Genomic DNA, 21,449 nt, shown 5'->3' on the forward strand with positions numbered 1-21,449 from the left:
GGATCATCGCTCCGGCGGGCTCATCCGCTTGACGCCCTGCAGAACGAGACGGCGCTCGACGTGCTCGATGCCGGCCGGGCGCATGTGAACGATCACGGCGGTCCCCTGAATGTCGCGGCGAAGCGCGCCCATCTCTTCGAGATACGCCAGCTCGTTCTTCACCCAATCGCGCGACTTGTTGATGCCGTACATCTCAAGCTGATCGCGCAGCGCCGAGTCGTTGCTGGAATAATTGGTCTCGTCGTACAACGAGCGCAGGATGATCAGCCGTGCGTGCTCGCGGATAATGTCGCTCATCGGTCAAATCCCGCCGATTCCATAATCTTCTCCTGCAGCCGATCGGCGATAGCGGCCACGGGTCGAATACGTTCAGAGAGAATTCCGACTTCGCCACTCAGTTTGCCGATCAGCCCTTCCAGCTTGCTGATGGTGGAGTGGTCGGGAAGATGTTCGATATTCGTTTCGATGCGCGTTGCGCGATCCTCGATCACATCCAGCTTCGCAGCGAGCACTGCAACCGTCTCTCGATCGGCTTTTGCCTCAAGCTTCGAGTCGTAGTTCTTCCCGCGATCGCGTATTGAGGGCCAGAAGACCGCGAGGATAGCGACCGCGAGCGACAGCCACGGCACGAGGTCTTTCACTTCATTCATCCGAGACCTCTAATTCGGCGGCGTCCAACCGCACGTCTGTTGTCCATGCTCGTTGTGGCCGAGCACTTGTTCCGCGAATGGTCGATCGTGTTTGACGATGTAATCGACCGTCGCTGGCTTCGGGGTCTGCTTGCTCCAGCCATCGCAGGCGTTACCAGTGCTGGTCCGGTGGACGCACCCAGCGAGACAGGCGCTTGTTAAGATCACCGTCGCGAAGGTTGCGAACCTCGTCATCCGTCTCGTTCCTGTTGCGAAGATTTTCCAGTGACTGCTGGTCCTGGCGGGCGCGCTCGGCCGACTTGCCCGCGCTGAAGATTTTCAGCGCGGCGATCAGGACCGCGCCGACGACGGCGACGCCGGCGACGATCGCGCGGCCGACTGATGACGTGGCAAGCCACGCGGCGATCCGACCGAAGGTGATCATGCGAATGATTCCTTCGGGATCGCAGCCGTTACGTCGCCGTCGAGTGCGCGGCTTGCGCGCTTGGCCTTCATGCCAGCATAGAGCGAGTAGCCGACGCCGGCGACCGCGATCACGAGGCCCGCGACCGTCAAGGCCGTGTAGAGATAGCCGATGAACTCAAACGTGCCGAGCAACGGTTGAAGCTGCGTTTGAGCACCGGTGAGCATGCCGGTGATGCTGCCGCCGCCCAACGCCCCCTTGAGCGCGTCCTGTGCATCGACGGCCGGCAAGGCCACGTCGCTGGCGTAAGCGCGGGCGATGCCGCCTTCGAGATGGGCTGCGACCGGGGCCGGTCCAACCGAACCCATGGCCCACGCCTGTCCGATCTGCAAGAGGTTGGCGACGCGGTTCGACCAGCCTTTGCCAAACGTCGGCCACGTTTTGAGATTTTTCAGCATCCCCAGGCGGCGCGACAGCATGTCGGCGATCAGCGCATCATGGTCGGGATGCGCGTGAACGGCCGCGAGCGTGGCCTGGCCGAGATGGCCATCGACGTCGCGCATGCCGAGCGCGCGTTGCAGCCATATCACGCTTTGATATGGGCCGGAGTGGACCGCGCCGTCGAACACGGTCACGTCGATGCCCGCCGGAAGCTGGTCGCCCTGCACAGGTTGCCAATACTGCGCGCGATAGATCGCATTCCGTTCGGCGATCCAGTCGGCGGTGCCGCGCATTGAAGGCGTCAGCGCGCGGCGCGGCTTACCGACGCGATCGCGATAGCCGTCATAGACGCGCTGGATGATGCCTTCGAGGGTGACGCCGCCAGGATCGCTCGGATGGTTGCTGAAACCGCCCTCATAGGTCAGGACGATCTTCAGCGATCGGTCGAAGTTTTCACGCATGGCTTCCCCGCAAGGTAGAAACCAGCAATCCCGCAATTACCCGAAATTCACGACCCTGACAGGTGTCAGCCCGGCGCGGTTTTCTACAGCAGCTTGCCTTGCTTGCGGTTCGGCTTCGTCTGCCCGCGATGCCGGGCACGATACCGATGCACCGACCGCTGCGTCACGCCCGCTTGCCGGGCGATCTCCGCTGACGACAGGTTGTCGTCGCGATCGAGCTTGTGCATGCGCTCGTGAATAGCGCGCATCACCTGCCGGTAGGTTCCTCCGACATACAGCGGAATGTCAACCCGTTGTCCTCGCCGGCCGTCCACGGCGAAGTGGGAGCATAGGATATCGGCATTGTGCCGGCCGATGCAGGAGACCAGCCAGTGGTTGTCGTCGGCACGCGCCGGAAAGTAGACGCGCGTTCCGCCCGCGTGCGCGGCGATCAGGATCGCGTTGGCTTCACCAACGAGGTCCGCAATCTCGGCCAGCACTCCGGGCAGCTTCTCGGTCATCGGACCTTTGAGGTCCCTTTGGTCGGAACAGCGATAATGGTGACGACGACGTTCTTCACGACGACGTAGCGCAGGCCATCGGCGACGATGTCGAAAGTGCCCGTGTTAATTCTCGCGGCCTGATTTGAGGCGCGGTTCAAAGAGCCTTCAAGCGCGGTGCGGAGCGCCTGTACGTCGAGCCCGCCGGCGCGCTCCACGAAGCGCAGCAGTGCATGATCCGAGACACGGACAAACGGATAGCTGCGGCGGTTCTGGCTCACTGTTGTTTCTCCTGAAGAGACTTCTCGAACGCTGCGCGCACAAGGCGCGCGAAACCGGCGCCATAGTCGCGCTCGATGCGCTCATAGACGGTGATGCGCCCAGCAGCATCGGACGCTTTGAGGACCAACAGCATAGAGTTTACGGTTGCGTTGGCGCTGCCGCTGCTACCCGCCTTCTTACTACCGCCACGCATCGCCGCCTCCACGACGCAGGTTCATCGGCTTCGGATTGCGGCGTGCGCGCGCGTCGGATGGCTGATAGGCGATGCGCGTGTGGTGGGCGCAGTACGAAACGCCCGCCAGCGTCTTGCCGCCGCAGAAATGAAAGTCCGGCTCCAGCGGATCGCCGACCGGCCAGTGGCAGGTCGCGTCGGTCAGTTCAATCAGCGTCTTGCGTTGGTCAAACTTGATGATGTCAGCGGACAGTTGCAGATCCAGCTCAGGCTCGATGTCTGCAGCCTGCGCCAGCGCGACGGTGACGCGCGACGGTGCGCGCGGTACACGCACCATCCGGTTGCCCGGCTGGCGAGGCGCCCGTGCCCCCCGCACAGAGCCTGGCTTGACGCCCTGATGCCGGCCGCTAAGGCCAAGGCGATGCGCCTTGGCGATGACGGCGTTGCGCGAAACGTGGTTGCCCAGCGCATCGGCAATCTCGCTCGCCGATAGCTTCCCGGCTTCCCATAAAGTTTTGAGCTGTTCGACGCGCTCGTCAGTCCAGAAGCTGGGCGGTTGCATCACCGCTCTCCCTTGCCCGAGCCGAGCGCGGCGCGGAGCTTGCGGCCGAGTGCAATCTGCACCTGATCGTAGTGCGGCTGTTGAAAGAACATCCAGCCGTTCAGCCGTGCGACACGGAATGCATAGAGGTCGAGGTCTTCAAGCGGCGCGTTGCGGTTCAACGGCCTGACCGCGCCGATCTCGACCAATCGCATCCACTGCGCGTTGATGACCGCGCGCTTATTCGCGATCACGTCGGCGCTGTCGGCCGGCCATGCCACCTTGGCTGCGCGCTCAAGCCACGACTTCATGCCTTCAATCGCTACCGTGCCATCGCGCGGGGTCTTCAGAAAGCGCGTATGCGAAACGCCGCACTGCCGCTCCAAGAACGACAGCATCGCGCGATCGGTGCGATCGGTGACGATGCCGAGGTTGTAGCCGGCGATCCACAGCGCGCGGAGTTTGGCAGCAATGGGACTGTCGAGCCCGGCAATCGCGCCGGGCGTGCGCGCAAGGCCGGTGCGTTCGCGCAGGCGGTCAATGAACAGGCTGGCTTTGACCGCTGTCAAATCCTTCGCGCTGTGGTGGCCGGTCTGCTGTGTCAGAAAATCGCGATAGGTATCGTCATCGAAGCCGGCGCGCGTGGCCAGCATGTGGATGGTAGCGAGCTGGCCGTTGGTGACCATGGCGATACGGTTCATCTAAGACGCTCCTTTGATACGCTGGTTGAGAAAGCCGTCACTGTTGCGCGCGCCCTTCGGCACGATCGCCAGTTCGAGATCGAGTGCGTTGAGCGCCGCATCGAGGTCATCGACACGGGGCATGTGCTTGCGCCGCCACGCGGTGAACGATGCCACGTTCATGCCGACGCGCGACGCCATCGCGTGGCGGCTGGCGCGCTGTTCGTTCATCGCTACGAACATCCCGCGCACGCACGGATGCGTATGCTCCGGGATCGCCAGCTTGCGGCCGCCCTGCATCGCAATGCCTTCGCGGCGCTTCGCCTGGAATGCCGGGTCGGCGTTCATCGCCTTGATCCGCGCCGAACGGGCGGCGCGCTCGGCCGCCGGCAGGTTCTGCGGCCCCTTGTTTCGGCGATCGACAAACGCCGGATCGGCGTTCTGCGCGCGCATCAAGCGGGCCTGCGCGGCCCGTCGCTCGGATGTCCAGCCTGCCGACGTGCCGCTCATACGTCGTCCCCGTCGTAGGCGACGCCATCGAGAAACAGCATCACGGCGTCGTTGATGATGTCGGCACGGCGCTCTCCGGTGCGTTCGCAATGCGCCTGCAGCGCGGCCTCGACGGCCGGCGACAGATCATCATCCGTTTCGCTCAACACGACGATGGCGCGCGCGGCGTTCGGCTGAACCTTGATCCAGCCGCGCGCCTCAAGAGATGCGAGCATCAGGTTGACGTGTCCCTTCGACCTGAGCCCGAGCGCGTCGGCCAGCTCGCCGCGCGTCGGTGCGCAGCGATGCGTGGCGATATGTGCCTTGATTGCGTCAAGGCATTCTTGCTGACGCGGTGTGAGGCCGAACTGGACGGTGCGCGCAGTCGCGTTCATTGCAGCTTCTCCTCGTTGTTCAAGCTAGTGACGAACGCGTGCAACATTCGCTCCGCGATCCGATGGGGCGATATCTGCTCGTTGCGCTCCGCTGCGGCCTTCGCATAGATGTCAAAGGCTGCAAGGATGTAGACATCGGCCATGGCTTCGAGCGCGGTGTTGGAGCTGCAGAGGCCGAGGTCGGACAATTGGTCGGCAGTACTGACGGCGACCGCGAAAAGACGGTGCCGATTTTTCTGAAAGGTGCCCTGAATAATGTCGTTCACGTCGATCATTGCACCGGCTCCGGCAACGTCTCGTCAGCAAACGGCTCGATCGTGAAAGTTTCGCCGGCGGAGTTGATCTTGATGCCGACGATCGTCTTCGCCAGCTCGGGATCGTTCAGCATCGCCGCGCGGTTGATCGTGACGGCGGGACGCAGGAATTTCTTGTAGGCGTCGTTGCCGCCGCTGATCAGCGCCTTGATACGATCGATGATGTCATCGACCTTGCCGCGCGTGTTCACGGCCGGCGGATTGTGCCGCCAGGAGACGGTTCCGGTGCCGAAGTCGATCGTCTTCGTCTTGTTGTTGTCGGTGAGTGCGACGCGGTTCGCCTCGCAGAAGGTGGTGATGCCTTTCACCAGCGCGTCGGATTGCTCCTGCAGCGGGGCGGACTGCNTGACGGCCTCGGCTTTGATCGCCGCAAGATCGTCATTCATCGCCAGCTCGATGCGCGCGATCTCTCGCACGAGCCGGCCGTGTTCGGCGATCATCGCCGCGGCTTCGTCGCGGTTCTGCGGCACGCGCACATTCGCGGCCTTCACTTTAGTCTTCAACGCCATGGGTCGAGGTCTCCGGAGTTGTGATGGTAGGATTGCTGACGCTGTAGCCGATGGCTTCGAGTTCACCGGCGACGGCGAAAATCTTGGCGCGCACCTGATCGGCGATGGCGCGACGGATGATCGGGCTCGCTTCACCGTCGAGGCGATCGGCGGTGAACAGCATGTCGAAGGTCATGTCGGTGATGCGGACCAGTGCGGTCAGCAGTTGCGCCATGGCGATGACATCGACGGTCGATGCGGCGACGGCCGCGCGCTTGCCCTGCGCCACGATGGCGGCCGCAACCTTGATCGCATCGACGGCTGCGATCTGCGCGGCCAACTCGGGCGACGCCGGCGCGAGCGATGGTGATGCTGTATCCATCAGAACGCATCTCCATCGAGGTTCGGGCGGCGAGGAGCATCCCGGCGCGGGAACAGCACAATGTTGGCGCCGGGTTCCTCGCTGGCGGCGACGACATCGAGCCGGTTCGGATCGACCCCGAGTTCAAGCAGCGATGCGTTGGCGATGCACAGCGCGAGATCGCGCGAGAGCTGGAGCATGCTCGCCTCATCCGGCTTGTTCTGTCCGGATAGCCAACCGTCGTAGGTGGCGCGAAGGCGTTTCAGATCAGCGCTGAGCATCACGCACCTCGCGGCTTATGATGCGAGTGTGGGCATTGCGGCACGCCGATACCTCGGCAGGTGCGATAGACGCGACCGCGCACCGCTGACGTCATGGTGTTGTCCATCTCCTGCTGCTCAAGACAATAGTCGCGGCCGATTTCGCCGTAGACGGGGCACATCACCTTTGCTCCAAGGAATGCTCCTTCGACCTTCTGTTGCACACGGGTCACGTCACCCGGATACTTATTGCCAATGATGTAGGAGAGAACTGCTGGCGAATATCCAATGCGCCGCGCCGCCTCTGCACCCGATGTTCGGTTGGCCTCCCGCGCCAACTCTGCGACCCACGCTGGAAGCGTGTCACCCCAGGCCGCCTCGGCCTTTGCGAGAAAATCGACTTTGCGCGGGTTTGTCATCGCAGCACCTCCGAGGCGACAACATCGTCGGGGACGAACTTTTGTGTGTTGGGGTCCCAAAGCGCGACGGTCTCGATGCGCCGCGCTTCAGGCGCTTGCGGGCCCGTGTTCATCGCTGGCTTCAGGCGCCAGGTGGAGCGGCTGGCGATGGTCTCGGCGTTTACCAACGCAAGGTAACCAGCCATCTGCAGCCGGCGGATGTACTTGCGTGCCGCTTCGCGCGAGGGGACGACGTCATCGGTCCTGGCGGCGAACACAACGTCGGCCAGCGTGAACGTCTTCAGCGTGCGGATCGCCGTCCAGATGTGGGCCTGCATGCTGGCATGCACCGGCGTCCCGTCGTGGCGAAAGCGCGGCGTGAGCACCTGTCGCTTAACGACGCGAAATACATGGCCGACTTGCTGCCCATTGTTACGGTGGGCGGGACGGACGATCGCGAGATAGCCGCCAGCAACCAACTGCATCACGTACTGGCGGATCGGGCGGATGTGCGCATTGCTTTCACCGTCGATGTCCGGGATCGTGAATTCGCCCTGGCTCGCATCGAGCTTCAGGATGATTTCCCAGAAGCCGTCGGGACCGCGGGGCACGCGCGTCTTCAAGGTCGTGCGGATGAAGTGTTCCGGGCGCATCAGGCAGCACCCTTCGCGCTGATATGCTTGAAGTCTTCCGGGCGTGGCGGCGGCGGCTCTCCGGTATAGAATTTCTGATCACCCCAATGGGCGAGCGTGAGCTTGGTCAGGTTTTGGTTGCGGGCGATCTCACTTGCGGTGTCGAGGTTGACGACGATGCGGCGTGCCTTGCCCCCCGAGTTCACGCAGATCGCTTGCAACAAGTCATCGGCGATGGCGACCTTCGGCACAAAGACCTTGGCGAACTGCCGTGCATCGTCAATGTCGCAGGGCTGCGCCGCGAACCACGACAGCACCCGGTTGTGCATCCGTTCGACTTGCAGCAGCTTGGTCGGCAGCCTCTCTTCACCGATCAGGATCACCGGTGCGCCGGATTTCTCCTGCAGCTCGCGCACAGTCTCGATCATGTGTTTGTCGACGAGCTTGTCCGCTTCGTCGATGATCAGCGGTCGGCGTGGATCATCGCCGAGCGCGGCAATCGCCAGCTCGCACAGTTTGTCGAGCCGCGCGNTCTCTCGTGCGCTGATGCGAAACTCGCGCAGGATATTGTGCAGCAGCGTCCGCCGAGACCAACTGTCACCGACTTCGACGCGTGCCGCGCGCAGCTTGTTTTGCGCGAAGATCGATGCGTATGTTTTGCCATATCCCGACGGGCTGTGGCACACGCCAAAGCCCGGCAGATGTGGCGCACGCTCGATCAGCCGCGTCGCCATGATCATGAAGGCGGCGACGTTCTTGATCGCGACCGGACCGGTGTTGGTGCTCATGTTTCTCGAACCTTTCAGGATGATGATTTGGATGCCGCGCTGGACTCGTGCGCAGCGGTTGGTTGCGCCTCGCCATAGGTCATGGCGAAGCCGCGGTACTCGGACCCTTCGCGGTAGCTGCCGAGCCACAAGAGATCGTCGGGCTCCACGAATTCGTTGCGTGCCAGCGCATCTTCCAGCGCGCGCGCTCTGTTCCAGCGTTGATGCGGTGTCTCCTCGGTGCGCAGCTTGCGCACCGGTGCCGGCGCATCCGCCTCGGCACGAAGCTGCGCTGCGAGATCGGCGACATTCTCGGCGTGCTGTGTGACCACCGGCTGTGTGTGTTGACGCGCCGCAGCCAGTGCAGGCGTTTCGTGCGCGTCAGAGGCGCGTGGGAATTCCACCAGCTTGCCGGTGCGCGCCAGCGCCTGCCTATGGATCGCCGGCGCCATGTCCTTGGCCTTGATGCGCCGCGCTTCGCGTCTCACATCCGCCATGCGCTCGTCGATGCGCCGCTTCTGTTCGTTGCGGGCGGCAATCGCTGCGGCGGCAGGGTCGATGCCGGCGAGCTCCGGCGCAACTGCAACGCCCTGGTAAAGCTCGCCCGTGCGATCGAACACGTAGGCGCGACCCATGTCGGCCGGGTCCATCCGCACCAGCACGGTTTCACCGACCGTGAGGAAGCCACCGATATAATGTGCGCCGTCGATCCGCAGCCCGGTCTTGGTCACAGTGCGCAGGCCATCCTTGCCGGCGACCGGCGCCAACAGCATGTCGAGCGCGCGCACGTCCTCGATCTCGCGCAACCGTCCCGCGCTCATCGCCGCGACGGCGAACGGCGTCTGTCCCCCCAGGCCGGCGTGCGGCTTGTTGGCATAGACATCCTTGCACCAGTTATCGACGTGGGCCTGTAGATCGGCGGCCGACAGTGCAACCTCGAACATATCTTCCGGGCTTTCGCCAACCCGGGCAGAGAATGCTTTGCGACCTTCGATCACCTTGCGATCGGCCACCGAGTGGCCGATGAAGCCTTCTAGCGTCCGCATCAGGCCGCGTTGCAGCGTACCGATCGCGCGCTCGACATGACCTTTTTGCTCCGGCGAGAACGGCGCGGATTTTTCGTGCTCGATCGCCAGCGCCGCGAACAGCCGTTGCGTGGCTCGCGCAACGAAGTCGGAGCCATTGTCGGTTTTGATCCGTTCCGGCACACCCCATGCCAGAATGGCCTTGCGGATCAAAAGCCCGACCGCAGCCGCGCGCGGCGTCTTGGTGACCAGCGCGATCAGCCGGCGTGAATAGACGTCGGTGCAGACATAGAGTGTGTACCGGCCATCGGTGGTCAGCACGTCGGTGGGCGATGCATCGATCTGCCAGACTTCATTGAGGCGTGACGCCGGGCTGGCCACACGCGCGGCGAACCGCATCGTGCTCTTGAAACCGTCCGGGTTACGGATCGCCTCGATCTCGACGCGATAAGAGCCCCGCCACGCTTTTAATGCGTGTTGAAAGGTGCGGATGGGCGGCAGGGGCTCGATGCGGTCGCCGACCGTCACATGCGGGAACCGGTCGGCGACCAGGTCGCGGATATGATGCGCCGTGAGCTGTGGCTGCTTGGCGATCAGCGCCAGCACATAGTTGCGCACCTCACCGCCGTTGGCCCGGTCGAGCACACCAGTTCCCTTACGCGCAGCGGCGCGATCGACGGCGAGCTTCGATTTCTGTCCGCTGGCTGCCAGCGCCCGCCAGCGCGCCAGCGTGCGCGGCGTGATGCTTTTGACCTCGGCGGTGATCCAGTCGGCGACCTGCAAGTGACCGGCGTTGTATTGATCGCACAAGTACCGATCCGCCTGCTTGCGCACGAGCGTCGCAGTCGATGCGAGCTGATCGACCAGCGCAAGGATAGCAAGGCGCGCGTCACGCGCCTGCGCCGCGCTGCAGCCGATCGCGATGGCCGCGGGCTCGGCTTCGGCGTCGCGCGCGATCGAAGTCGGGACATCGATCGCGCCGATGTGGCGGCTGACGTAAGCCGTGCGCGCTTCGACCGGCAGCGACTCGATCGCGTATTCAAGCCCGCCGCCTTGGCCAACGCGTGTGCGCGATTGCCAATTGCCGCGCGACGCGGCGCGCCGAACGCCGCGCTCATAATCAGGCAGGCCCGGCAACTGGAGGCTGGCGATCTCGGCCGCCGACAGGAAGGTCTTCATGGCTGACCGTCCCTCCAGGCGCGGTCCGCCGCTTCGATCTCCTGGTCGATGCGTTCGCGGTGCAACTTGGCGCTTTCTCGGCGCAGGAGCGCCTCATAGCGCTCGTGGACCGCGATAAAGCCCGAGCCGGCCAGCAGCTCATTCAGCAGCCGGGCATCGCCGGTGACGGCGAACAGCGCCAGCAGGCGATAAGCTGGGATGTTGTGGCCGTCGTTTGCCGTGCTGGTGTACTGTGCGAGCACCGTGACGGTGATCTTCTCGCCGCCTAAGAACTCGCTCATCTGTTCGGCGATCTCTTCGCGCGAACGGCCACTGTCCTTCATCGCCTCGGCGACGGCGCGTTTAATGCGGCCGGAAAGGCGCACTGACTTGATCCGCTCGTGATCGAAGCGTTCGACCACCGGCGGCGGCATGAAGCCGTTATGAGGAGTACGCGTCACTGCCATTCCTCCGGCAGTTCGACCACGATCCACGCACGAGACACGGACCCGGCCTCGATCCCTTCGAAGGCGTTGAACATGTCAGCGAGAAGCTGCGCTGTAACCTTGCAGTCATAGGCGCGCGCATGATCGGGCCGACCGGTCGTGATCGGTGGATGGACGCCAATCGGATTCGCCTTCGTCGCAAACCGTCCCGCGAAGAAGCGGGGCTGGCCGCCGATCATTTTGCCGACCGTCACCTTCATCGCCACCACCTCGCGGCGACGATCAACGCGGGCGACGCCGGTGTTGCAGCAATGATCTGCGGCGCCGGCGCTGTATGGCGCGACGCGGCTCTCAGCAGCGCAGCCGAGGTGATGACCAGCACGAGCGCGGCGACGGCGCAGCGGATGAGTGTGGAGCGATCGGGGATCATCCGCGCCCCCGAGTCATTTTTGGCTTGAGCTTCTGACTCGACGCTTGCCGATTTCCTTGGCTACGCTTCCGAACGATCAGACATCCAGAGCGATCGAACCACTGCGGCCAAAGCTCATGTAGATCGCGCTCGAGGAATTTCGCGATGATCCGATTCGAAGGAGTGCGTGGATACCCGAGCGCGCTGCGCAGCGTTGTGTCGTGAAGCTTGTTATCCCGTGCGAGCCTGGAAAGGTTCGTGCCGCGCTTGTGAATCGCAGCTACAATATCGGCTCGGTGCCAGCCTTTTGACTTCATTAGGGAGCTACAACAGTTGCCGCTTGGAGGCGGTAAGGTTTTGATCGGATATGCCTCGAACGATGCAAGAATGATCGTATATGAGTAAAAAATCAACTACCATTGAGCGGGAAACGATCTTTTCCGCTGATGAACTCACCCCTCAGCGCCGAAAGCACCTTAGTATTAAGCAGATACGAGCGTTTGTGGATAAGCTTCGAGCGCTATCTGACAGCGCACCGTTACCGGATTGGTCGGATACGACGACAATTGGCGACCGGTTTGCGATCGCGTTGAGGCTAATCCCGCCGACTCAATGGGCGGACTTGCTTGGCAAGTCCGAAGTCCACCTGCGTCGGTATGAAAACGGAGTGGATATTCCGCTGACCGTCGTGGCTGCGTTAGCGGCAGAGACGGAGATTCCCTTAGACTGGATCGTTTCTGGCCGTTCGGTCGAGCGGCGATCTGCTGTTGATCAATTGGACGATGAGCGCGGGGAAGATGTTCCGGTCCAAAAGCTATCGTTCAAGGCTGCTGCTGGACCGGGTGCTCTGATCATGAATGAGCACGCTGAACACATCCGATTTCCTCGTGCAATCTTGCAGCATGTTGGGCTCGCTCCGCAGAACGCGCGCTTGATGGAAGCTTCAGGCGAAAGTATGCGGCCGACAATATCCGACGGAGATCTGTTGCTTGTTGATGTTTCAGCGTCCGCAACCGTAATCGTTGAAGGAAAAATCTATGTGTTCGCCATCGGCGACGAAGCCTATGTGAAGCGTCTGCGCAGGATCGGTGAGCGCATCGTTATGATATCCGATAATCGAGACTTGTTTCCGGAGGAGGACGTGCCGCGCTCTCCTTCGATCAGAATTTTTGGACGAGTAAAATGGGCGGGTCGAAGTTTATGATGCATCTGCTGGTTGGGGTTCTGTTGCTGGTTTCGTTCGATCACGCGACTGCGCACGAAGCGCTTGAAAAACCATTCGGCATTGAGATGGGGCAGTCGCTGTCATCGCTATCGATTCAGCGGCGCTCGAAGGACGCGCACGTTGATCTAAAATCAGTACCCAAGCCACACGGATCACTCTCGAAGTACTCAGTCGTGGCCACTGAGCAGGCTGGTGTCTGCGAGGTCGTTGGTTATGCTCCGCTCGAAGACTCTGATAAGGCCGCGCGGAAATTAGATGTCCTGCGTGCTCACCTGATTGAGCTGCTTGGAAGCCCAATTTTCCTGCCCGGCGATCGTAGTCCGGAGAGCACTGGCATCTGGACGTGGGGATCAATGTCCAAGGGGTTGCGTCGGCATCCAGTCGAATTCGTCGCGCTTTATCGTTACGAGTCCGGAGGGCGTGGCGCAGCCATGCTAAAGTTCAGGTTCTCCAATCGGGAAAAGTGCGCTCCCCCGATGCCGCCGAACGGTTTTCGCTAGGCGGCTCGCATAGCGGGCCTGTGGCGCGTTTTTTGTCCCTGCTGGTACCTCCGCGCCCGGCGCGTCATTTAAGTTAAATTGAAGCACTTCTGGCCGATTGGCAGGGCATCCGCGCGCGGATCGAGGGACGTTAGCCCGATCCGGGCTGGAATCACCCCTGTTTCACGGGAAACGGCCCCTGTTTCACGCACCGAACAAACCCATTTCGCTGCCCCTTGACGAAATAGGTATTAAATACCTATGATCACGTCGTTAGGAGAACGCAGAGATGACCAGCGGCCCGATTACGGTTTACCACGGAACCATCTATGACATCGGCGAGTGGCGCTTACCAACCGGCGAGATGCGCAACGCTCGCGGGCCGGCTGCAATTTGTCTGACGCCAGAGTTCGAGATCGCAAAGGGCTACTGCAATGCAGCCGATGGTGGGACCGAAGAGATTGCTCGGCTGATCCCGGAGGTCAACAACGCGCGCGCGGACATGGTCTTTGATTTCGATAAGATCGAAAAACCTTACACTTTGCGATATCGCGCGCTACAGGATCAACTCAATGAACTTGAAGCCGCGTGGCGCGATGGCCGGCTACGGCGCATCGAGCGCGTCTATCGCGCAACGGTGACACCGCGCAATGCGCTGCGATTGGATGCGGGCGGCCGTAAATTCTGGAATATCAGCGGTAACCCCGGCCGTAAGCAGGATATCTGGACCGCGGCCAAGAAAGCTAAGGATGCTGGTCATGATTGTCTGATCGTGGACAACGTCATCGATAACGGCTCGGTTGGACCCGATCGGGTCGGTACAACAGTCATGGTCTTTGATCTGTCCATCATTTCTCAACCGGAGTTGGTTGCAGAAGAAGCGCTGACGTTCGCTGAAGTCTGCGGTCGCACAGCTCAACGCTTGGCAGGCCGATGGCGCGATCGACCCTCATTCAAATCCTTGCGCGCGATCAAAGGCCAGCCGGTCAACGTTCGGTCCTTTGCTTCTTGTGCCGACGCCCGGTTTCGTTCGCGACGATCGATCATGTGGTGTCGCGGCGCCGCGCCGGGGCGCGCTGGAATCAGCGTGGAAACAAGGTTGTCGCCTGTCTCCGCTGCAACGCGCGTAAAGCCGATCGCGATCCGACAGCGGCCGAGCTGGCTCGGCTGCAGGCGTTGAAATCTGGACGCACTGATTGGATGTTGATTGGCGACACCCCGCCGCCGGATTTTGTTCTCGCGCCGGCGGAGCCTCGGATGGTTTTCCGGCCGCCACGGGCTGGCACGATCAGGCTTGACCTCGCGGCCTTTCGTAACGCCTGCGCCGATATTCGCGAGACCTGGGAAAGTTATGACGACTACCAGCGCCACTGCTGGCTGAAGATTCACTCAACCTATCGCAGTTGGCTGCGCGCCGAACTGTTCGACCGGCGCGACGACTATCTGCTGAAGGAGCCGGAGAGCGATGGAAGGAGCTGAACTAAAATCCATCCGCTTGAAGCTCGGCCTGAGCGCCGAGGGGTTTGCGCGCCTTGTTGGCGCGGCAGACGGCGCGCACGTTCGGAAATGGGAGCGTACAGCGGTCCCGCCGCCAGTCGCCGTTCTCGCAAAGGCCCTGCGCGACAGCGACGCGGTGCGCAGCTATTTTGGTGTTACACTCGCGGTGACTTCCGAATAGCTGCCGCTACACCTGACACCTGTCAGGGTTATGAATCTCGCTGTCGGCCTCCAATGTGGCCGCATGTCGAGGAAAAAAGCAAATCCGGTTTTGATGACGGCGCGCGGCGAAGGTCTGCCGATCGCGCTCAACGCTGAAGGTGGCGTTGAAGACTGGATCATGCTGCTGCCGGCCGGCAGCGCCGGCGTCATCACGACAGTCGATGGGCGCGGGCCATATCGCGTCGCCGATCTCGCGCAGCTTGCGGCGGCTTCTCTGCAGGCGGCGGGCGGCCGTCTCGCGATCGACGAAAATCATTCAACCGATCTGGCGGCGCCGAAAGGCGAGCCTGCGCCGGCGCGCGGCTGGGCCGTCGAGCTGCAGGCGCGCGCCGATGGTCTTTGGGGCCGCATCGAATGGGGTGCGTCCGGCGCCGCTCTGATGAGCGAGCGCGCCTATCGCTTCATCTCGCCGGTGTTCACCCACGATCGCGACATGAACATCACCGGCCTGCTGCGGGCCTCTCTCACCAACACGCCAAACCTGCGCGGCATGGCCGCGCTTCATGCGGAGAACAGCGACATGGATTTGCTTGCCGAGCTGCGAAAGCTTCTGGGGCTCGCCGAAGATGCTGATGCCGAGGCGGTGATCGCCAAGGTGAAGGAGCTGAACGATGACGGCTCCGACGAAAGCGGCGAAGCGGCATTGCAGGCCGCACTCGCGCCGATCGCGAAAGCTGCGGGCCTGAAGCCTGGAGCCGATGCGATCGCGATCGCGACGGCGGTGACGGCGCTCGCCGGCGCGAGTGGCGATGCGGTCAAGGCGTTGCAGACCGAGTTGACCACGGTCACCACTGAACTCAACTCGATCAAAACCGATCGGGCGAAGGAGCGCGCAACCGCGTTCATCGACGGCGAGATCGGCAAGGGCCGCGTCGGCGTGAAGGCGTTGCGCGATCATTACATCGCGCGCCACATGGCCGATCCCGCGACCGTCGAGAAGGAAATCGCCGCGCTGCCTGCGGTGACGCTCGGCGGCACCGTGCGCGAAGCGCGGCCGGAATCGGAACTGATCGCCATCAACGCGGCCGATCCGGTTGCGCTCGCCGCTGCTGCGCAGAAGTGGCTCGGTGAGCAGAAGGCGCTCGGCCGCACCAATCTCACCATCTCTGACGCTGTGACGCACATCAAGGAGCGCGCCAAGTGAGTATCCCGACCCTCATTCGTTCGTATCCGTGCCCGGCCGATGTCGCGCCGCATCGGATTGTTAAGTTCTCCGATGTGTCGGCGTCGTCGAGTGTCGCCCAGGCCACGGCCGCGACCGAGCCGCTGTGGGGCGTGTCCGACGCCATGGGTGGCTCCGCCGGCGGCATGGTCGATGTGATCCTCGCCGGCCTCGGCGAGGTGCAGCTTGGCGGCACGGTCACCGCCGGCGCACCGCTGACCTCCGATGCCGATGGCAAGGCCGTCGCTCTGGTCGGCTCTGCCGGCGCGACGCGGCGCCTGGTCGGCTTCGCCGAGCAGCCCGGTGTCGCTGGCGACATCATCCGTATCTCGGTCGAGCGCAGCGTGCTGCAGCTCCCGGCCTAACCCCACAACGCAACTCGCTTCGAGGTTCTATTCATGGCTCCCAATCGTCCTTTCGTGGTTGACCCGGCGCTGACGGCGATTGCCGTTGGCTATCGCAACGAAGCGCAGACGCTGATCGCCGACGAGGTGCTGCCGCGCGTCGATGTGCCGGCCGAGAAGTTCAAGTGGACTGAGTATCCGCTTGAAGAGAGCTTCAACCTGCCGGACACGCGCGTCGGCCGCCGTGGCCGCGTCAATCAGCTCGAATTTTCCGGCACCGAGAAGACCGACTCGGTCGAGGATCATGGTCTGGAGACACCGATCCCCAACTCGGACATCGACGCGGCTGCTACCGCGCGCGAGCAAAACCGCTCGACCTATGACCCGGAAGGTCATTCAACGATGATGCTGACGGACACGATGCTGAACGTGCGCGAGGCGCGCGTGGCATCGCTGGTTCAGAATCTCAACACTTATGCGCCGTCCCGGCGTGTCACGCTGTCGGGCGGCTCGCAGTTCAGCGACTACGCGAACTCCGATCCAATCACCGTCCTGAAGACGGCCCTGGAAGGGACGCTGGTCTATCGGCCCAACGTTCTGGCGATGGGGCAGCCGGTCTGGTCGAAGCTGTCGTCGCATCCGCACATCGTCAACGCCATTCGCGGCAACCTGACGAATAAGGGGATGGTGACCCGCGAGGAGTTCGCCGCACTGTTCGAGGTCAACAAGGTGCTCGTCGGCGAGGCCTGGGTGAATACGGCGAAGCCCGGCCAGCCGGTGAGCCTGCAGCGCGCGTGGGGCAAGCATATCTCCTGCTTGCATATCAACCCGCTCGCGCGCGCCGAAGGCGGCATCACCTTCGGCATGACCGCGCAATACGGCTCGCGCATCGCCGGCCGCATCATCGACCCGGACGTTGGTCTCCAGGGTGGCGTTCGCATCCGCGCCGGCGAGCGCGTCAAGGAGCTAATCGTCGCCCAGGATGTGGGCTACTTCATCCAGAACGCGGTGCAGTGAGGCAGGCATGAGTGATCTTGCACAACTCATTGATGCCGGGCTCGCCGCCGGCGTCATCTCCAAAGGTGGTGGCGGATGGTTGAGCTTCGGTGATCAGAAGCTCGGCCAGGGCGACGACAAGGCGGCCGCGATGCTCGCGAGCAAGCCCGAGCTGGCCGCACAGATCGGCGCGGCCGTCGAGGCGAAAGCCGGAGTTCCGAAAGAGGCCGCGCCTATGCGGGAGTCTGACGCTTCGGAGAAAGTGAGTAAGTCCGAGACGCGCGACTTCGCGGTGATCTCAGCGGTTCTGCATGACGGCGAGCACTACGCTATCGGCGAGCCGATCACGATCACGCAGAAGCAATTCGACGCGCTCAAGTCCTGCGGCGCTGTCGAAGGCAACTGGAGCGACGGCAAGTAAGTTTCTTGCGGGGTAGCGCAGCGGTTGGCGCGGCTGGCTCATAACCAGCAGGTCCGTGGTTCGACTCCACGTCCCGCAACCAGTTTGATCTCTGCGCAACTCGAACCTGCGCAGCACGGCGGCGCAAGCCGTCACCGCCCGTCGCGACGGAACGCAGCTCGTTAACGAGAAACGTCGCGGCGGGCACCTCACTATCAATCTGGAGCGAGACATGAAGACGATTTGCGAAGCCAGCTATGCCCAGGGGCGGGCCGCGTTCAACAGCGGCGCTTCGTTGCGTTCGATCGTCGAACGCGTTGTCGCCGCCGACAACGAGCCGAGCAGCGAGGTTGCAGAGTTTAGTCGCGCGATCGGTTTCGCCGATGCGTTGCTGGATCGCCTGCGCAACACCAGCGCGCTGACCAAAGCGGAGGTTGTCGAGATCGTGCGCGACGCCGAGCTGAAGGGTGCGCTGAAGTGACTTACGCCTCGCAGGCCGAACTGGAGGAACGCTACGGCCAGCCGATGTTGATCATGCTGACGGATCGCGCCGATCCGCCGGCGAATGTGATCGACGCGGCTGTCGTCGTCCGCGCGCTCGAGGACGCCGACGCTGAGATCAATGGCTATCTCGGCCGCTACAAGCTGCCGCTCTCAGCGACGCCGCCGCTGGTGCGCAACCTCGCGTTGCCGATCGCCGTCTACAAGCTGCACCGCGACGCTGTGTCGGAGAAGGTGCGGCGCGATTACGAGGATGCGGTGGCAACGTTGAAGCTGATTGCCACCGGAACGGTCCGGCTCGATGTCGCCGGCGTCGAGCCGCCGGCCGCCGTCGGAAGCGGCGTGCGCATCACCGATCGTGACCGCCCGCTCACCGAAGAGAACATGAAAGGGTTCATCTGATGGCGGGCGTGACCATCAAACTCCTCGACAACGATGCAGCGCTGGCTCAACTCGGCGGCTATGTCGCGCGCGCGCAGGATGCGCGCGGCATGTTCGAAAACATCGGCATGTCGCTCGTGACATCGACGCAGGCGCGTTTCGAGCGTGGCCAGGCGCCGGACGGCTCGCCCTGGCCGCCGTCAATCCGCGCGCTCGTCACCGGCGGCAAAACCCTGATCGAAACAGCGCGGCTGATGCGTTCGATCACATTCCAAGCCACCGCGACCAGCGTCGAGGTCGGCACCAATGTCATCTATGCAGCGATCCATCAGCTCGGCGGCGTCATCGTCCGTCCGGCGCGTCAGCAAACGCTCACCTTCAAGCGCAACAAAAAGGGCCAGATGCTGCGCGGCTTTCGAAAGAAAGGGCGTGGCAACGAAACGCAGACAGTCACGATCGGCGCTGGCCAAGTTCACATGCCCGCGCGGCCGTTTCTCGGGCTCGATGATGAGGACGAGCGCGAGATCATCATGATCGCTGATGACTGGATCGCGGGCGAAGGAGCGCAGCCATGAAAGTGAAGGTGCTCGTTGTTCTCGCCGTGCTGGCTTGGTCTCTTTTTGGAGTGGGTGTCGCCATGACCATGATCTCGCTCGATGAGGCGCTTCGTAAGCCAAAGGTGGGGACATGTCCCTGATCGACGCGGTTCGCGACCGGCTGCACGCCGAAGTGCCTGCGCTGAAAGATCGCGTCGAGCTGATTGCTGCGCTCGCTGCGCTCGTTGAGCAAGGCGGGCTGCCGCAACGCGAGGTGACGGCCTACGTCGTACCGCTCGGCTTTGACGATCGCGGCGGAGACTCGATGGGCCATCTGCACACGCAGATGCTCTCGGAGTCAATCGGCGTGGTGCTCTGCGTCAAGGCGCTCGGCGACGCGGCGGCCAAGCGCGCGCTGCCGACGATCGACACGCTGAAGGACGGCGTGATCAGCGCGCTTGCAGGCTGGGGGCCAGACACCGTGAGCGGTGTGCTGCGTGCCACGCGCGGCCGCCTTCTCGCCGTCGCCAATGGCCTCGTCACCTATCAGATCGATTTCGCGGTGCTGGATCAACTGAGGATCGCCCGATGAACAACGAACGACCGAGCCGGGGCGGCAGCTATCTGCGTCAGCCGGACGGTTCGCTCCGGCGTGCGGATGCGCCGGCGCAGCACGAGACGCCGCCGGTGTCCCAGGCCCAAACCCCGACCCCGAAACCCTTACGATCGCGACGGACCAAGGAGTAAGCGCGATGGCAAACCCGATCTTCTGGCGCCTGCAGCTTCTGCTCGCCAAGCTCGAAACGACCTACGGCGTCGATCCGACGCTGACGGGCGCAAACAATGCGATCCTCGCCACCGACGTTTCGCTGCGGCCTATGGAGGGCGAGGATGTCCCGCGCAACCTCATCCAGGCGTACCTCGGCGGACAGGCGACGATCCCGGCCGGCCTGCGCACGGTGATCGAGTTCTCGACCGAGCTCGCAGGGTCTGGTGAGGCTGGCACGCCGCCGGGCTGGGGGCCGTTGCTCCGAGCCTGCGCAATGGCCGAGGTGATCGATGCCGATACGTCGGTCACCTACACGCCGATCAGCGAGGCGATGGAAAGCCTCTACATCAAGTTCTGGATCGGAGCGACGCTGCACGCCATCAAGGGTGCGCGCGGCACCGGCGTCTTCACGATCAATGCGCAAGGCATCCCCTCGATCCGCTGGACGTTCACCGGCTTGTGGGTCGAGCCGGCGGAAGTCGCGCGACCGACCGGAACGACGACGGGCTTCCAGAAGCCGCAGATCGCGAGCACGGCGAACACACCGGTCTTCACGGTGAATGCCGTACCGCTAGTCGGCCGCAGCTTCAGCCTCAACTTCGGCAACCAGGTCGAGCCGCGCCTGCTGCTGGGCCGCGACCAGATCGTCATTCCGGATCGCGTCGAAGCACTCGATCTGGTCTGCGAGGCCACACCCGTCACCACGTTCAATCCGTACGCGCTGGCGAACGATCAGACGCGCGTGCCGGCGATCATCACGCACGGAACGGTGGCCGGCAGCATCATCACGCTGACCGCGCCGACGTGTCAGGTCAAACGGCCGACGGGCTATCAGCAGAACCAGGGTGTCACCGAGTGGACGCTCAACCTCTCACCTCTGCCGACGGACGCTGGCAACGATCAGTTCTCGATCGTGCTGACCTGATCTTCTGCCGATCCAAAAGGAGCTTCAAACGATGTTTAAAGTCGTCGCCGATCAGACCTTCACCCACACCGTCACCGTGATGACGCCGATCGACAACGGTCACAGGACGGAAACGTTCAAGGCGACGTTTCGGCTGATCGATACCGACGAGGCCGACACGTTCGACCTCAACACACGCGACGGCACCACCGCGTTTCTGAAGCGCACGATCGTCGACCTGGGCGATCTGGTCGGCGACGACAAGCAGCCGATCGCCTACAGCGATGAGCTGCGCGACCAGTTGCTCAAGCTGCCGCACGTCCGCATCGGCTTGGCGCAAGCCTACTTCTCCGCCGTGGCGAAGGACCCCAAGTCAAAAAACTGATCGGAGCCGCACAGCGATGGGCGCGCGGTTCGGCTCCAATGCAAACGTCCGGCGATGCGGATGCGGTGCTCGACGCCGCGCAAGGTTTCCAGATGGATGCGCGATCGATCGTGAAGTTGCACGCTGCGCTCGATGCGTCGCCGGACAAGGCCTACGAGGTGTGGCAGTGCAACTGGCCGGTGCTCGAAGCCTTTCTCGCGGTGTCGTCGCAGTGGCGCGTTGTATCGGTCGGCGGCGGGATGTCTCCGGCGCTACCGGTCTATATCGGCCTCGACTACGCAGCAGCACTCGCAGGGCTCGGCGCGGCCGGGATCGATATCACGCCGGATCTGTGGTCCGGCGTTCGAACCATGGAGGCTGCGGCTTGCGCCGCGCTCAATGAGGTTGCGCGATAGCG

40 protein-coding genes and 1 tRNA gene are annotated in these 21,449 nt (G+C 63.1%); 20 read left to right on the plus strand and 21 right to left on the minus strand.

The genetic code is table 11. The annotated features are described in order from the left end of the window. Positions 1 to 3 precede the first annotated feature (3 nt). The 20 genes from X566_RS01270 to X566_RS01360 all read right to left on the minus strand — a co-directional run bounded on the left by X566_RS01270 (position 4) and on the right by X566_RS01360 (position 10,830). Positions 4 to 297 (minus strand): hypothetical protein, encoded by a 294-nt coding sequence (locus X566_RS01270; RefSeq protein ID WP_034462836.1) that lies wholly within the window; start codon positions 295 to 297, stop codon positions 4 to 6. Next, positions 294 to 650, minus strand: coding sequence for a DUF2730 family protein (locus tag X566_RS01275; protein ID WP_034462837.1), 357 nt, complete (start codon positions 648 to 650; stop codon positions 294 to 296). Before X566_RS01275 ends, X566_RS01270 begins: the two co-directional genes overlap by 4 nt. Positions 651 to 801: 151 nt before the next feature. After that, positions 802 to 1,074 carry a hypothetical protein gene (locus X566_RS01280; RefSeq protein ID WP_034462838.1) on the minus strand — a complete coding sequence of 91 codons (273 nt, stop codon included), beginning with the start codon at positions 1,072 to 1,074 and terminating at the stop codon, positions 802 to 804. After that, the gene (locus tag X566_RS01285; RefSeq protein WP_051443775.1) at positions 1,071 to 1,955 is read right to left on the minus strand and encodes a glycoside hydrolase family 108 protein; all 885 of its coding nucleotides are present in this window, start codon (positions 1,953 to 1,955) and stop codon (positions 1,071 to 1,073) included. Before X566_RS01285 ends, X566_RS01280 begins: the two co-directional genes overlap by 4 nt. A gap of 83 nt (positions 1,956 to 2,038) precedes the next feature. Then, on the minus strand, positions 2,039 to 2,455 hold the full coding sequence (locus X566_RS23780; protein ID WP_051443776.1) for a hypothetical protein: 417 nt from the start codon (positions 2,453 to 2,455) through the stop codon (positions 2,039 to 2,041). Next, positions 2,452 to 2,715, minus strand: coding sequence for a hypothetical protein (locus tag X566_RS01295; RefSeq protein ID WP_034462839.1), 264 nt, complete (start codon positions 2,713 to 2,715; stop codon positions 2,452 to 2,454). Before X566_RS01295 ends, X566_RS23780 begins: the two co-directional genes overlap by 4 nt. Continuing rightward, a complete protein-coding gene (locus X566_RS24560; RefSeq protein ID WP_152539766.1) occupies positions 2,712 to 2,921 on the minus strand; it encodes a hypothetical protein in 210 nt (69 codons plus the stop codon). The genes X566_RS01295 and X566_RS24560 overlap by 4 nt, the downstream gene beginning before the upstream one ends. Further along, positions 2,896 to 3,450, minus strand: a complete 555-nt coding sequence (locus X566_RS01300) for a GcrA family cell cycle regulator (protein ID WP_051443777.1) — start codon at positions 3,448 to 3,450, stop codon at positions 2,896 to 2,898. The genes X566_RS24560 and X566_RS01300 overlap by 26 nt, the downstream gene beginning before the upstream one ends. Continuing rightward, a complete protein-coding gene (locus X566_RS23785) occupies positions 3,450 to 4,130 on the minus strand; it encodes a regulatory protein GemA (RefSeq protein ID WP_051443778.1) in 681 nt (226 codons plus the stop codon). Before X566_RS23785 ends, X566_RS01300 begins: the two co-directional genes overlap by 1 nt. Beyond that, positions 4,131 to 4,619 (minus strand): hypothetical protein, encoded by a 489-nt coding sequence (locus X566_RS01310; RefSeq protein ID WP_034462840.1) that lies wholly within the window; start codon positions 4,617 to 4,619, stop codon positions 4,131 to 4,133. After that, positions 4,616 to 4,993 (minus strand): hypothetical protein, encoded by a 378-nt coding sequence (locus tag X566_RS01315; protein ID WP_051443779.1) that lies wholly within the window; start codon positions 4,991 to 4,993, stop codon positions 4,616 to 4,618. Before X566_RS01315 ends, X566_RS01310 begins: the two co-directional genes overlap by 4 nt. Continuing rightward, complete coding sequence (locus X566_RS01320; protein ID WP_034462841.1) at positions 4,990 to 5,268, minus strand: hypothetical protein; 279 nt, start codon at positions 5,266 to 5,268, stop codon at positions 4,990 to 4,992. The genes X566_RS01315 and X566_RS01320 overlap by 4 nt, the downstream gene beginning before the upstream one ends. Next, positions 5,265 to 5,816, minus strand: coding sequence for a host-nuclease inhibitor Gam family protein (locus X566_RS01325; protein ID WP_034462842.1), 552 nt, complete (start codon positions 5,814 to 5,816; stop codon positions 5,265 to 5,267). Before X566_RS01325 ends, X566_RS01320 begins: the two co-directional genes overlap by 4 nt. Further along, positions 5,800 to 6,177, minus strand: coding sequence for a hypothetical protein (locus tag X566_RS01330; RefSeq protein ID WP_034462843.1), 378 nt, complete (start codon positions 6,175 to 6,177; stop codon positions 5,800 to 5,802). Before X566_RS01330 ends, X566_RS01325 begins: the two co-directional genes overlap by 17 nt. Next, positions 6,177 to 6,437 carry a hypothetical protein gene (locus X566_RS01335; protein ID WP_034462844.1) on the minus strand — a complete coding sequence of 87 codons (261 nt, stop codon included), beginning with the start codon at positions 6,435 to 6,437 and terminating at the stop codon, positions 6,177 to 6,179. The genes X566_RS01330 and X566_RS01335 overlap by 1 nt, the downstream gene beginning before the upstream one ends. Then, positions 6,437 to 6,835, minus strand: coding sequence for a hypothetical protein (locus X566_RS01340; protein ID WP_034462845.1), 399 nt, complete (start codon positions 6,833 to 6,835; stop codon positions 6,437 to 6,439). The genes X566_RS01335 and X566_RS01340 overlap by 1 nt, the downstream gene beginning before the upstream one ends. After that, complete coding sequence (locus X566_RS01345) at positions 6,832 to 7,467, minus strand: hypothetical protein (RefSeq protein WP_034462846.1); 636 nt, start codon at positions 7,465 to 7,467, stop codon at positions 6,832 to 6,834. The genes X566_RS01340 and X566_RS01345 overlap by 4 nt, the downstream gene beginning before the upstream one ends. Continuing rightward, on the minus strand, positions 7,467 to 8,234 hold the full coding sequence (locus tag X566_RS01350; protein WP_051443780.1) for an AAA family ATPase: 768 nt from the start codon (positions 8,232 to 8,234) through the stop codon (positions 7,467 to 7,469). The genes X566_RS01345 and X566_RS01350 overlap by 1 nt, the downstream gene beginning before the upstream one ends. Before the next feature lie 14 nt (positions 8,235 to 8,248). After that, complete coding sequence (locus X566_RS01355; protein ID WP_034462847.1) at positions 8,249 to 10,417, minus strand: DDE-type integrase/transposase/recombinase; 2,169 nt, start codon at positions 10,415 to 10,417, stop codon at positions 8,249 to 8,251. Beyond that, a complete protein-coding gene (locus X566_RS01360; protein ID WP_051443781.1) occupies positions 10,414 to 10,830 on the minus strand; it encodes a hypothetical protein in 417 nt (138 codons plus the stop codon). Before X566_RS01360 ends, X566_RS01355 begins: the two co-directional genes overlap by 4 nt. Positions 10,831 to 10,982: 152 nt before the next feature. Between X566_RS01360 and X566_RS24565 the strand changes: the two genes are divergently transcribed. Next, positions 10,983 to 11,300, plus strand: a complete 318-nt coding sequence (locus X566_RS24565) for a hypothetical protein (RefSeq protein ID WP_152539767.1) — start codon at positions 10,983 to 10,985, stop codon at positions 11,298 to 11,300. On the opposite strand, the gene X566_RS25560 is transcribed toward X566_RS24565, so the two are convergent. Next, on the minus strand, positions 11,269 to 11,568 hold the full coding sequence (locus X566_RS25560; protein ID WP_081740006.1) for a helix-turn-helix domain-containing protein: 300 nt from the start codon (positions 11,566 to 11,568) through the stop codon (positions 11,269 to 11,271). The two genes, X566_RS24565 and X566_RS25560, sit on opposite strands and share 32 nt — an antisense overlap. Positions 11,569 to 11,648: 80 nt before the next feature. Between X566_RS25560 and X566_RS23790 the strand changes: the two genes are divergently transcribed. The 19 genes from X566_RS23790 (at position 11,649) to X566_RS23805 (ending at position 21,447) form a co-directional block, all read left to right on the plus strand. Next, positions 11,649 to 12,455, plus strand: coding sequence for a S24 family peptidase (locus tag X566_RS23790; RefSeq protein WP_051443782.1), 807 nt, complete (start codon positions 11,649 to 11,651; stop codon positions 12,453 to 12,455). Then, on the plus strand, positions 12,452 to 12,976 hold the full coding sequence (locus tag X566_RS01375) for a hypothetical protein (protein WP_034462850.1): 525 nt from the start codon (positions 12,452 to 12,454) through the stop codon (positions 12,974 to 12,976). The genes X566_RS23790 and X566_RS01375 overlap by 4 nt, the downstream gene beginning before the upstream one ends. A gap of 268 nt (positions 12,977 to 13,244) precedes the next feature. Continuing rightward, positions 13,245 to 14,135, plus strand: coding sequence for a hypothetical protein (locus tag X566_RS25250; protein WP_051443783.1), 891 nt, complete (start codon positions 13,245 to 13,247; stop codon positions 14,133 to 14,135). Positions 14,136 to 14,212: 77 nt separating this feature from the next. Continuing rightward, positions 14,213 to 14,434 (plus strand): hypothetical protein, encoded by a 222-nt coding sequence (locus tag X566_RS25255; RefSeq protein WP_244434638.1) that lies wholly within the window; start codon positions 14,213 to 14,215, stop codon positions 14,432 to 14,434. Beyond that, entirely contained in the window at positions 14,421 to 14,633 is a 213-nt protein-coding gene (locus X566_RS24575; RefSeq protein WP_152539769.1) for a DNA-binding transcriptional regulator, read from the plus strand. The genes X566_RS25255 and X566_RS24575 overlap by 14 nt, the downstream gene beginning before the upstream one ends. Before the next feature lie 63 nt (positions 14,634 to 14,696). Then, positions 14,697 to 15,818: a phage protease gene (locus X566_RS01390; RefSeq protein ID WP_081740009.1), complete on the plus strand. Its 1,122-nt coding sequence runs from the start codon at positions 14,697 to 14,699 to the stop codon at positions 15,816 to 15,818. Beyond that, on the plus strand, positions 15,815 to 16,201 hold the full coding sequence (locus X566_RS01395; protein ID WP_034462853.1) for a capsid cement protein: 387 nt from the start codon (positions 15,815 to 15,817) through the stop codon (positions 16,199 to 16,201). The genes X566_RS01390 and X566_RS01395 overlap by 4 nt, the downstream gene beginning before the upstream one ends. Positions 16,202 to 16,234: 33 nt before the next feature. Next, a complete protein-coding gene (locus tag X566_RS01400; protein ID WP_034462854.1) occupies positions 16,235 to 17,197 on the plus strand; it encodes a hypothetical protein in 963 nt (320 codons plus the stop codon). Between the two features lie 7 nt (positions 17,198 to 17,204). Next, the gene (locus X566_RS01405; RefSeq protein ID WP_034462855.1) at positions 17,205 to 17,597 is read left to right on the plus strand and encodes a hypothetical protein; all 393 of its coding nucleotides are present in this window, start codon (positions 17,205 to 17,207) and stop codon (positions 17,595 to 17,597) included. A 6-nt stretch (positions 17,598 to 17,603) separates the two neighbouring features. After that, a tRNA-Met gene (locus X566_RS01410) sits at positions 17,604 to 17,679 on the plus strand. A 129-nt stretch (positions 17,680 to 17,808) separates the two neighbouring features. Further along, the gene (locus tag X566_RS01415) at positions 17,809 to 18,057 is read left to right on the plus strand and encodes a hypothetical protein (RefSeq protein ID WP_034462856.1); all 249 of its coding nucleotides are present in this window, start codon (positions 17,809 to 17,811) and stop codon (positions 18,055 to 18,057) included. Then, positions 18,054 to 18,479 carry a gp436 family protein gene (locus X566_RS01420; protein ID WP_034462857.1) on the plus strand — a complete coding sequence of 142 codons (426 nt, stop codon included), beginning with the start codon at positions 18,054 to 18,056 and terminating at the stop codon, positions 18,477 to 18,479. The genes X566_RS01415 and X566_RS01420 overlap by 4 nt, the downstream gene beginning before the upstream one ends. An 8-nt stretch (positions 18,480 to 18,487) precedes the next feature. Further along, entirely contained in the window at positions 18,488 to 19,033 is a 546-nt protein-coding gene (locus X566_RS01425; RefSeq protein ID WP_160170424.1) for a phage virion morphogenesis protein, read from the plus strand. Further along, positions 19,030 to 19,155, plus strand: coding sequence for a hypothetical protein (locus X566_RS25415; protein WP_275451011.1), 126 nt, complete (start codon positions 19,030 to 19,032; stop codon positions 19,153 to 19,155). The genes X566_RS01425 and X566_RS25415 overlap by 4 nt, the downstream gene beginning before the upstream one ends. Beyond that, positions 19,146 to 19,586, plus strand: coding sequence for a hypothetical protein (locus tag X566_RS01430; protein ID WP_034462858.1), 441 nt, complete (start codon positions 19,146 to 19,148; stop codon positions 19,584 to 19,586). Before X566_RS25415 ends, X566_RS01430 begins: the two co-directional genes overlap by 10 nt. Further along, positions 19,583 to 19,741: a hypothetical protein gene (locus X566_RS24930; RefSeq protein ID WP_160170425.1), complete on the plus strand. Its 159-nt coding sequence runs from the start codon at positions 19,583 to 19,585 to the stop codon at positions 19,739 to 19,741. The genes X566_RS01430 and X566_RS24930 overlap by 4 nt, the downstream gene beginning before the upstream one ends. Positions 19,742 to 19,746: 5 nt before the next feature. Further along, a complete protein-coding gene (locus X566_RS01435; protein ID WP_034462859.1) occupies positions 19,747 to 20,688 on the plus strand; it encodes a phage tail tube protein in 942 nt (313 codons plus the stop codon). 31 nt (positions 20,689 to 20,719) lie between these two features. Then, positions 20,720 to 21,052 (plus strand): hypothetical protein, encoded by a 333-nt coding sequence (locus tag X566_RS01440; protein WP_034462860.1) that lies wholly within the window; start codon positions 20,720 to 20,722, stop codon positions 21,050 to 21,052. Positions 21,053 to 21,090: 38 nt separating this feature from the next. Then, a complete protein-coding gene (locus X566_RS23805; RefSeq protein ID WP_051443787.1) occupies positions 21,091 to 21,447 on the plus strand; it encodes a DUF1799 domain-containing protein in 357 nt (118 codons plus the stop codon). Positions 21,448 to 21,449 lie beyond the last annotated feature (2 nt).

Source organism: Afipia sp. P52-10 (assembly GCF_000516555.1).
Classification (GTDB): Bacteria; Pseudomonadota; Alphaproteobacteria; order Rhizobiales; family Xanthobacteraceae; genus P52-10.